This window comes from Candidatus Venteria ishoeyi (assembly GCF_030378065.1).
Taxonomy (GTDB): domain Bacteria; phylum Pseudomonadota; class Gammaproteobacteria; order Beggiatoales; family Beggiatoaceae; genus Venteria; species Venteria ishoeyi.
Genome location: NZ_JAUCGJ010000030.1, coordinates 48,461 through 57,230 on the forward strand (window position 1 = coordinate 48,461; position 8,770 = coordinate 57,230).

General features: G+C 45.3%; 13 protein-coding genes. 3 read left to right on the plus strand and 10 right to left on the minus strand.

What is annotated here, in order from left to right; translation table 11 throughout:
• Nucleotides 1-7: 7 nt before the first annotated feature.
• From QUF61_RS11330 to QUF61_RS11360, 7 genes are all read right to left on the minus strand, one after another.
• Nucleotides 8-709, minus strand: a complete 702-nt coding sequence (locus QUF61_RS11330) for an MnhB domain-containing protein (RefSeq protein ID WP_103921336.1) — start codon at nucleotides 707-709, stop codon at nucleotides 8-10.
• 4 nt (nucleotides 710-713) lie between these two features.
• A complete protein-coding gene (locus QUF61_RS11335; RefSeq protein ID WP_103921335.1) occupies nucleotides 714-1,028 on the minus strand; it encodes a Na(+)/H(+) antiporter subunit B in 315 nt (104 codons plus the stop codon).
• Nucleotides 1,025-1,363, minus strand: a complete 339-nt coding sequence (mnhG, locus tag QUF61_RS11340) for a monovalent cation/H(+) antiporter subunit G (RefSeq protein WP_103921334.1) — start codon at nucleotides 1,361-1,363, stop codon at nucleotides 1,025-1,027. The genes QUF61_RS11335 and mnhG overlap by 4 nt, the downstream gene beginning before the upstream one ends.
• 2 nt (nucleotides 1,364-1,365) lie before the next feature.
• A complete protein-coding gene (locus tag QUF61_RS11345; RefSeq protein WP_103918272.1) occupies nucleotides 1,366-1,659 on the minus strand; it encodes an MrpF/PhaF family protein in 294 nt (97 codons plus the stop codon).
• Nucleotides 1,660-1,751: 92 nt separating this feature from the next.
• On the minus strand, nucleotides 1,752-2,324 hold the full coding sequence (locus tag QUF61_RS11350; RefSeq protein WP_286019478.1) for a Na+/H+ antiporter subunit E: 573 nt from the start codon (nucleotides 2,322-2,324) through the stop codon (nucleotides 1,752-1,754).
• Between the two features lie 256 nt (nucleotides 2,325-2,580).
• Nucleotides 2,581-2,862, minus strand: a complete 282-nt coding sequence (locus QUF61_RS11355) for a DUF2442 domain-containing protein (RefSeq protein WP_103921333.1) — start codon at nucleotides 2,860-2,862, stop codon at nucleotides 2,581-2,583.
• Nucleotides 2,843-3,088, minus strand: a complete 246-nt coding sequence (locus QUF61_RS11360; RefSeq protein WP_289681765.1) for a DUF4160 domain-containing protein — start codon at nucleotides 3,086-3,088, stop codon at nucleotides 2,843-2,845. Before QUF61_RS11360 ends, QUF61_RS11355 begins: the two co-directional genes overlap by 20 nt.
• A 380-nt stretch (nucleotides 3,089-3,468) precedes the next feature.
• On the opposite strand from QUF61_RS11360, the gene QUF61_RS11365 reads away from it, so the two are divergent.
• Nucleotides 3,469-4,719, plus strand: a complete 1,251-nt coding sequence (locus QUF61_RS11365) for a tetratricopeptide repeat protein (RefSeq protein ID WP_289681766.1) — start codon at nucleotides 3,469-3,471, stop codon at nucleotides 4,717-4,719.
• Nucleotides 4,720-4,746: 27 nt separating this feature from the next.
• Here QUF61_RS11365 and QUF61_RS11370 read toward each other — a convergent pair whose 3' ends face one another.
• The gene (locus QUF61_RS11370; RefSeq protein ID WP_103921330.1) at nucleotides 4,747-5,568 is read right to left on the minus strand and encodes a tRNA 2-thiocytidine biosynthesis TtcA family protein; all 822 of its coding nucleotides are present in this window, start codon (nucleotides 5,566-5,568) and stop codon (nucleotides 4,747-4,749) included.
• Between the two features lie 27 nt (nucleotides 5,569-5,595).
• On the opposite strand from QUF61_RS11370, the gene QUF61_RS11375 reads away from it, so the two are divergent.
• Together QUF61_RS11375 and QUF61_RS11380 are read left to right on the plus strand one after the other, a co-directional pair.
• On the plus strand, nucleotides 5,596-6,600 hold the full coding sequence (locus tag QUF61_RS11375) for an SPFH domain-containing protein (RefSeq protein WP_289681767.1): 1,005 nt from the start codon (nucleotides 5,596-5,598) through the stop codon (nucleotides 6,598-6,600).
• 16 nt (nucleotides 6,601-6,616) lie between these two features.
• Nucleotides 6,617-7,078 carry an NfeD family protein gene (locus QUF61_RS11380; RefSeq protein WP_177428569.1) on the plus strand — a complete coding sequence of 154 codons (462 nt, stop codon included), beginning with the start codon at nucleotides 6,617-6,619 and terminating at the stop codon, nucleotides 7,076-7,078.
• Between the two features lie 82 nt (nucleotides 7,079-7,160).
• Here the strand turns inward: QUF61_RS11380 and bioB are convergent, their stop codons facing one another.
• Nucleotides 7,161-8,120 (minus strand): biotin synthase BioB, encoded by a 960-nt coding sequence (bioB, locus tag QUF61_RS11385; RefSeq protein ID WP_103920612.1) that lies wholly within the window; start codon nucleotides 8,118-8,120, stop codon nucleotides 7,161-7,163.
• A 26-nt stretch (nucleotides 8,121-8,146) separates the two neighbouring features.
• Nucleotides 8,147-8,770: tetratricopeptide repeat protein (locus QUF61_RS11390; RefSeq protein ID WP_289681768.1), on the minus strand; the 624-nt coding region annotated here is incomplete at its 5' end.

Below are 8,770 nucleotides of genomic sequence, written 5' to 3' on the forward strand. Positions count from 1 at the left end.
CAAAAAGTCAGGCATCACGCAAACGTGCCAGTAAGTTAGCCAGTTCGGCACCGACTTTAATCCCGGTTGCCAGATATAGCAAAGGCAGGCTACCCGCAGACAGCAAGGCACCCGGCACGCCCGGTTCACCTAAAGGCGCGAGAAACTGCCCCTTCCAGAACAAGGCAATCAGGCCGATGCTGATAAAACTGATACCCGCCAAAGCCTCCAACAGGCTACCTAGTTGATAATCCATGCGCTTGCCCGGCAAGGTGAGCAGTGGAATAAAAAAAGCAGCAGCCAGAATCGCCCCACCTTGAAAACCACCGCCTGGAGTGATATGCCCATGTAATATAATATACATGCCGGTAATGAGCAGAAAAGGCATCAGCAAATCTGCGGCTGTTTGCAAAATAAAACCAGCGGGTTGTTGCTGTTGTTTTCCCAAAACACTATCTGTCAATTCATCTGGATTATAGGCCAGCACCATACCCGCAGCGATAGACGCGGTAAATAAAATTAATAATTCACCTAAGGTATCCAGGCCACGATAAGCCAGAATCACTGAGGTTACAATATTGGCGGTACCGACTTGCTGGGGTGCTTGCGCATTGATATTGGCACCAATCCCCGTCAGATTGTTGCTGTAAGGCAGGTTTTGAAAAATACTGATTAATAACAGACCTAAGCCCAGTAAAAATAACAAGCTACTGATATGACGTGCTTTCATAACTTCACTCCGTTGATTGCTTGTTCCGGATGGGGGCTTGGGACGAAGGGGAGGAAGCGGCGTGTTTTATCTCGGCAGAGACATCCCAAAGCCCGACACGGCGTAAAGCCAGGGCAAAAATAACACCACTCAAACCCGCGCCGACAATGGCCTCTGCCATTGCCACATCCGGTGCGCGTAAAATCACAAACATCACCGATAAAGCCAGAGATACAATGCCTGAAGCAACCACGGCTGACAGGGGGTTACGTAATAAAACCACACCCGCAGCCGCTACCAGCAAAATACTAATCGTCAATAAAGCAAGCCAAAATATCATTTGATGTGCTCTCCAGCACCCGTGTTCTTTGCTGCACTATCCGCTTCAACATCTCGCTGATAAGGGCGAAAACCGATTAACCAGGCTGAACGCGCCAAAGTTGAAGAGGCCACGGGTGAAGTAATTAAAATAAATACAGCGATTAACAGCAGTTTGAGCCACCAGCCAGGGTGATGCAGCACCATCCCCAGCAATACCGTTAATGCGCCTAATGTCGTTGCTTTAGTGCCCGCTTGAATACGGTTATACACATCCGGCATACGTACCAAACCCAAAGCACCAAGAAATAAAAAAATACTGCCAATCAATAATAGTATATTTGCCAAAAGTTGCATTATTAAGACACCTCTGAATTTTTTTCAGTCTCAGATTTATGCAACGGCGTTTCAATCATGCGGGCAATGGTGACAACCCCCACAAAAGCCAGCGCCGCGTAAACCAAAGCAATATCCAGATATAAACTACGCTCAAGTTTATCGGCAACCCAAACTAGAACTACGGTGATAATCACGGTTAAAGTGTCAGCAGCCACCACGCGATCAGGGGTGGTGGGGCCTTGCAGCATACGCCAGGTGCCTAACACTAAAGCCAAACCCGTTAATGTCATTGCGATGATTTCAATATTATCCATGACAAACCTTCTATCAAAAACTTAGCATGAGACGGAAGCAGTTTTTTTGTATCATTTAGTACAAAAAGAAGCTTACATCGAACTCAGATTAATTAGTAAAACAATGCCGCCAGTGAATGCTCAAAACGCCTTGCAATAATCGCGGTGGCATGGGGCAAATCAGTACCGGAAGAGCTGTCCACCCAATGCACCAGCAGATGCTGTGCTTCAATATCTACAGTCAGGGTGCCCGGTGTCAAGGTGATACTGTTTGCCAGCATCAATTTACCCAATGGCGATTGCAAACGGGTTTCTACTTCAACCAGCGCGGGATTAATCGGTAAGGAGGGGGATAAAATACGACGCGCCATGTCCAGGTTTGCCAATAGCAGCGCAAAACAGAACTGCGCCAGAAACTGCGCCAGATAAAAAGGCATGGATACAGACCAGCGTATATCATCTAAAATCATTAAGTGTTTTTGCGCAATCCAGGCGGTTAACATAGACGCAAACAGTCCTGCCAGTAATTCATCCCAGGCAAGGCTGCCAGTTAATAATAGCCAAATCATAAATAACAGCAAAGTGGCAATCAGAAAACGCTGCCCATTTTTAGCGCCGCGACGATGTGCCAAGGCAGGTGTCTCCACGGTATGCGCCGAGGTATCCCGTTGTGCAATATGGCTCATTAGATAGAATATTCCTGTTGTGAATGACAGAAGACATCAGTCGCAGGTGATTCTACACAGATTTGAAAAAAAAATCGCTGCAAACCTTCAAACTTACGAAAGGGATGCCCAGAAAAACAAGCCAATCATACGAAAAAAACCAAAAATCAGCCATACCTTACCTATAAGCAATTAATTTTAGTTCATAAATATTGCTTTATATAAATTGGAAGCATCCCCTTTGATTATAAATTGGAAGTGTCCCCTTTAATTATAATTATGCTGCTAAATTTTCTGAAGATGAATAAGATCGTGCCCTGTCTCCAATGCCCATTAACAGGTATTCAACACTGATATCCTCATCAAGTTCATCCCAATGCAAACCACTACCACCGCCACTGATTTCATAGTGTTGACATTGTTCCAGTTGAGCATTGAGTAAACGTGGAAAATAAGCCAGTGGCACTCCTAATTTTCGACCATCAACCAGCTCAAGCCACATCATATCGGTATCAAATTTAACATTTTTTGCTAATGGTTTATTGGCTGAAATAGACATTCCATTTCTCCTTGATGAAAGCTTCATGTTGTTTAATCAGTTGTGATAATTTTCGCAACTCTGATGAGGCCATCTCATAAGACTCAGCCAGTTTCACCTCTGGTTCCAACCAGAATTTAGCAACCGCACCGCCTTTTCTGACATGAATATGACAAGGTTCGAGTGGGTTTTCTTCATTTGAAAAAAAGAAAAAACGGTAACCCTGGTATCTGAATACAACGGGCATATTGGATGACCTTTGTTTAGTTTGGCGGATTACAAGTTATCACAAAACCACATCAAACCATATTACCCAATTAAAATGGTAGCGTCCCCTTTATATTTTATGGGGTGCCTCAAGTATGCTTCTTGTCTGAATAAAAAACCAATATAAGCTAAAATCGGAACAGAAAAAATCGATAAAAGTACCTAAAAATGCTACTTTAGAGCATTTTTTACTGAGTTAGCTGAGTATCCTCAATAGCTTTGGTTGGAAGAAATTTTTTCCTTCTTGAAGAAAATTGGATACTTATTAAAATAGCTTTTTATTCAAAAGGTTAAGTTAGTGAGAACTTTTGACTGTCAAGTTAAGCCATATAACCAGCAAGCTGATTTTTCAGGAGAAATATGATGCGCTTTTTTGTTATTTTAATTTTTGCTTATACACATTGGGCATGGGCAACTGAAAACCTTACTATCGAGAAGCAGATCCAGGAGAAACAAGCCCAGGAGAAACAATTGCAGGCTTTGCAAGTCGAAGTTGTTAAACATCCCGGAGCCAGTCAACCCAAAATACAGTTAGCACAATATTATATTCAGCGTGGTCGCCAACAACAAAATCCAGCTTATTTTGCAAATGCCCGGGCATTATTAAAAAAAATCAGACAAAAATCACCTGCCTTACTTGCATTGTTGATGCTGCGAGGGCAACTTTTACATTATGCACATCAATTTGACAGCGCATTAAAGGATTTGGACATTGTTATTGCCAAGGATAAGGGCAATAAAGCTCAGGCAGAAATCCTGAAAAGTGTGATTTACCGGCACCAGGGTAAATATGAACAAGCTTATAAAATCTGTGCAAAAATTCTGGAAAGCAGCAACGTGGTTTTCAGTTCTTTATGTTATGCCAATTTATACAGTCGCACGGGGCAAAGTAAACGCGCTTACCGGGAACTGGAATCCGTACAGGCTAACGCTTTATTAATGGGGAAGGCGTTTGAGCACTTATTAAATGCTGAAATGGCGGTTATTCATTATCGCCAACATTATTTTCAGGGCGCGGAACAGGCATTTAACAAAGCTTTAAAAACAGGAGGGGAGTCTCTGTATTTATTGACCTGGTATGCAGATTATTTATTAGACCGTGGTAAAGTGCAGCAGGTCTTGCAACAATTACCTTTTGACCATGCCCATCCCCGAATACAATTACGACGCGCTTTGGCACTGACAAAAACCGGCAAAACCACAGCACAGTTAAAAAATCTAAAACAGATGCTCAGAGAACGTTTTGCGCAAGCCTTCGCAGCTAAAGATTTCAGCTTGCTTACCGCAGAAGCCCGTTTTTTGCTGGAACTGGAACAACAGGCTGGTGCCGCTTTATCCCGTGCGCAAACAGCCTGGAAAAACTTTAAAGAGCCAGAGACCGCGCGCATATATCTACAAGCTTTGCTTGAACTGAAAATTCAAAACCAATTAGAAGCTGATGCACAATCAGCCGCAGAAACGATGATAAGCTGGATAAAACAACAGCGTTGGGAAGATCCCATTTTAAATTTTCTAATCCATGCCTATCGTGACAAAGACAACAGTTGTAAGGTTTATACGACAAGCCCCAAAAATTTCAGCTATTTAATAGCAAAATTTTGTCAAAAATAAAATTGGGGGGCTGATGTTTGATAGGATTCAGACATGATGGTTGTTTCCTTCTTTGTTGGCTAAATCCGCAGGATCAAACCCCATCATTAACGGACGCATGGTGTGTAATAAATTTTTAAATAAATGCGGGTGGCTTTTTTCCTGGGCTGCCAGCAGTTGTTTCATGGCTTCGCGCTGAGTGGGTGCGGAAAAACAGGCGGGGCAACTGTCCAGGATAATCGGCAGGGCGGCTTGTTGGGCAAAGTCCCGTAATTGTCGCTCACGCACATAAACCAGTGGACGTATCACCCGCAAATCCCCGGCATCTATGGTGTAATTGGCTTTCATAGTTTTTAACTGCCCACCAAAAAAGGCTGACATCAAAAAACTTTCCGCCAAATCATCCAGGTGCTGCGCCAACACCAGCACATTGTAACCGGCTTCACGCGCGGTGGTGTACATAATGCCGCGTTTCATGCGCGCGCAATAAGCACAGAATGAGTCTCCCTTCATATTTTGTTTGGCTGATTCCATAATCGGCTGCTGCCGATAAAAATATTCAATGCCCTGCTCTGCCATATAGGTTTTCAGGCGCTGCGGGTGAAAACCTTCCACTTCCGGGTCTACGGTAACCACGCCCAATTTAAAATCAATCGGGGCATGACGTTGAAAATGTTTTAATATTTGTAATAATGACAGGGAATCTTTGCCCCCGGATACACCAAGTAACAGGCGATCTCCAGCGTTAATCATGGCATAATCTACCAATGCCCGTCCGGTTTGCCGCAACAATGATTTTGCGGGTTTGACGGTTTTGGGCTGGGCTTTGAGTGAAGTAGCATCTAGGCAAGAAGATTGATTTGAATTCATATGATTATTTTTTAGAGAGTATCATCAATGGAAATCGGTTTAGCGATTATTTCCGGCTTGATATTGCTTATCGCAATGACAGCCATTTTCCTGGGTTTCAAAAAGGTACCACAGGGCTTTAATTATACGGTAGAGCGTTTTGGAAAATATACCCGTTTTTTACATGCAGGACCTAATTTCATCATACCGTTTATTGAACAGGTTGGTCAGGAAATGGATATGCGTGAGCGTACCATTGATATTGAAAACCAAAAGGTAATTACTAAAGATAATGCCACGGTAATGGTTAACGGGATTATCTTTTATCAAGTCATTGATGCCGCTAAAGCCGCTTATGAAGTCGAAAATTATGTCGAAACCGTCAAGGATTTGATCACCACCAACGTGCGCGGCACGGTCGGTTCCATGGAGCTAGATGAACTCTTATCCAAACGTGAGGAAATCAGTGAAAGCATTCTGACGGATGTTGGCAAGTCAACAACAAGCTGGGGTATTAAAATATTCCGGGTTAAAATCAAGGATATTGCGCCACCGGAAGAACTGGCGGAAGCCATGAACAAACAGTTGACAGCAGAGCGTCAGAAACGCGCGGTATTACATGAAGCAGAAGGTCGCAGGCAATCTGAAATCATGCGCGCGGAAGGTAGTAAAAAAGCCAAGATTTTAGAGGCGGAAGGGGAAAAGCAGGCGCAAATCCTCAAAGCGCAGGCACAACAGGAAGCAGAGTTATTGTATTCCAAACAACGTGAGGAAAGCGCGACACATGACGCGCTGGCTCGGGAGCGTCTGGCACAGGCGGAGGCCAAAGCCACTGCGATGATGTCGCAGGCACTGGCAAATGGCGATGTGCAGGCGGTTAATTATTTTGTGGCGGAAAAATATATTAAAGCATTTGGTGAGCTTGCCAAGGCCCCGAATGAAAAACTGGTTATGCTGCCGATGGAAGCCACCAGTATGTTAGGCGCGTTGCAGGGCATTGGCGAGATTGGTAAAGAGGCTTTTCAGCGTAAAAATGAGTCAAATAATACTTAAAAAAGGAACCCAGAAAATGCAGGAATTATTACAAATGGATGCGTATTGGTACTGGTGGATGGCTGCCTGTGTCCTTCTTTTACTGGAAATGATTTTGCCGGATATTTTTTTCCTGGCAATGGCGATTGCATCAGGTCTGGTGGGTTTATTGGTCTTATTGGTACCGGGCTTAAGTTTTTCCTGGCAGTTTTTCAGTTTTTCCACTATTTCTATTTTTGGTCTGGTGTTATCTCGTATTTATCTCAATGCGATTCCACCGGAAACTGATCAGCCATTCTTAAACCAGCGGGCAGAACAATTTAATGGTCGCATTTTCACTTTAACCGCACCGATTGAAGATGGCGTGGGTGAAATCAAGGCCGATGGCAGTTTCTGGGATGTGTATGGCCCGGATTGTCCCGCAGGCACCCGCATTAAAGTGGTAGGTTCCTCCGGCATTATTCTGAACGTAAAACCTGTGGAAACGGTGCAGGGTTGATGGTAGGAAAAAAACTAAAAGACCTTCCAGGTTTTCAAAACATGGAAGGTCTGGTATGCATCAGGTCAAACAGTCATGTTGTTTACACTGCGGTCATACCCAAATCCTTAATCAATTGCTGATCCTTGCTGACATCCATATTGGCAGTGGTCAATAAGGTTTCACCATAAAAAACAGAATTGGCACCGGCCAGAAAGCACAAGCTTTGTAACTCATCAGACATTGCCGAGCGTCCAGCGGAGAGACGAACCCAGGATTTAGGCATCATAATACGGGCCACAGCAATGGCGCGCACCATATCCAGTGGCGGCAGTTCTTCAGCATCTTCCAATGCCGTGCCGTCAACCTTGACCAACTGATTAATCGGCACGCTTTCCGGGTGTTCGGTTAAATTTGCCAGCGTCACCATCAGCGCGGCGCGATCATCAATGGTTTCCCCCATGCCCAAAATACCGCCACAGCAGACTTTTAAGCCTGCCTGACGCACGTTTTCCAGGGTATCCAGGCGCTCACCATAGCTGCGGGTAGTAACAACCTGTGGATAATATGCCTCGGAAGTATCCAGATTATGATTATAATAATCCAGCCCTGCCACTTTCAGTGCCTGCGCCTGATCCTGGCTGAGCATACCCAGCGTCATGCAGGTTTCTATGCCTGTTTTATGAACTGATTCCACAATATCCAGAATTTTCTCAAAATCACGACTATTAGGACGCTTCCAGGCTGCGCCCATGCAAAAACGGCTGGCTCCCGCAGTTTTAGCCTTTTCTGCGGCAGTGACAATTTCTGCAACCGGCATCAAAGGTTCAGTTTGCAAACCGGTACTCACCCGCGCACTTTGCGAGCAATAACTGCAATCTTCCGGGCAGGCACCGGTTTTAATATTCAGCAGACTGCTTAATTGCACCTGCTCTGGCTGGAAGTATTTACGGTGCAGAGTTTGCGCCTGATACACCAGTTCATTAAAGGGTAATTGAAACAAGACCAAGGCCTGGTCTGTGGTCCAATCGTGGCGGATGTCCGGGGTTTGCGTGTGTGTCATAAAGGTTTTCTTTTGCGGTTGCGGTTTTAAGAAGTCGTATCCGTGGCATTGATTTCCGACAAAACCTGTCGAAACTGCCCTGTCAATGCTTTGTAGTCATTATTGTTCGGAAAAGCAAGCCTTAATTGTTCGGCAATATCCAGCCCTTCCTCAAAGCTTGCCTGCGCCGCCTGTATATCATTCATCGCCTGCCTGATTGAGCCGATATTACTCAGGGACACGCTCAGGTCGCGCAAGGCTTCGGGGGTTTCGCCGATACGCGCAAGGATTTGGCGGCGAATGTCCAAACTTTCCTCAAAGGCGGCGCGGGCATCTTCTTCGCGCCCTTGGCGCTGTGCTGTTTGACCGACGTTATTTAACGAAACGCTCAGGTCGCGCAAGGCTTCGGGGGTTTCGCCGATACGCGCAAGAATTTGGCGGCGAATGTCCAAACTTTCCTCAAAGGCGGCGCGGGCATCTTCCTCGCGCCCCTGGCGCTGTGCCGTTTGACCGACGTTATTTAACGAAACGCTCAGGTCGCGCAAGGCTTCGGGGGTTTCGCCGATACGCGCAAGGATTTGGCGGCGAATGTCCAAACTTTCCTCAAAGGCGGCGCGGGCATCTTCCTCGCGCCCCTGGCGCTGTGCCGTTTTACCGACGTTATTTAACGA

Excerpts from the sequence above, each read along its gene's own strand:
- QUF61_RS11330 (WP_103921336.1), bottom strand. The coding sequence starts at position 709 with ATGAAAGCACGTCATATCAGTAGCTTGTTATTTTTACTGGGCTTAGGT.
- QUF61_RS11335 (WP_103921335.1), bottom strand. The coding sequence starts at position 1,028 with ATGATATTTTGGCTTGCTTTATTGACGATTAGTATTTTGCTGGTAGCG.
- mnhG (WP_103921334.1), bottom strand. The coding sequence starts at position 1,363 with ATGCAACTTTTGGCAAATATACTATTATTGATTGGCAGTATTTTTTTA.
- QUF61_RS11345 (WP_103918272.1), bottom strand. The coding sequence starts at position 1,659 with ATGGATAATATTGAAATCATCGCAATGACATTAACGGGTTTGGCTTTA.
- QUF61_RS11350 (WP_286019478.1), bottom strand. The coding sequence starts at position 2,324 with ATGAGCCATATTGCACAACGGGATACCTCGGCGCATACCGTGGAGACA.
- QUF61_RS11355 (WP_103921333.1), bottom strand. The coding sequence starts at position 2,862 with ATGTCTATTTCAGCCAATAAACCATTAGCAAAAAATGTTAAATTTGAT.
- QUF61_RS11360 (WP_289681765.1), bottom strand. The coding sequence starts at position 3,088 with ATGCCCGTTGTATTCAGATACCAGGGTTACCGTTTTTTCTTTTTTTCA.
- QUF61_RS11365 (WP_289681766.1), top strand. The coding sequence starts at position 3,469 with ATGATGCGCTTTTTTGTTATTTTAATTTTTGCTTATACACATTGGGCA.
- QUF61_RS11370 (WP_103921330.1), bottom strand. The coding sequence starts at position 5,568 with ATGAATTCAAATCAATCTTCTTGCCTAGATGCTACTTCACTCAAAGCC.
- QUF61_RS11375 (WP_289681767.1), top strand. The coding sequence starts at position 5,596 with ATGGAAATCGGTTTAGCGATTATTTCCGGCTTGATATTGCTTATCGCA.
- QUF61_RS11380 (WP_177428569.1), top strand. The coding sequence starts at position 6,617 with ATGCAGGAATTATTACAAATGGATGCGTATTGGTACTGGTGGATGGCT.
- bioB (WP_103920612.1), bottom strand. The coding sequence starts at position 8,120 with ATGACACACACGCAAACCCCGGACATCCGCCACGATTGGACCACAGAC.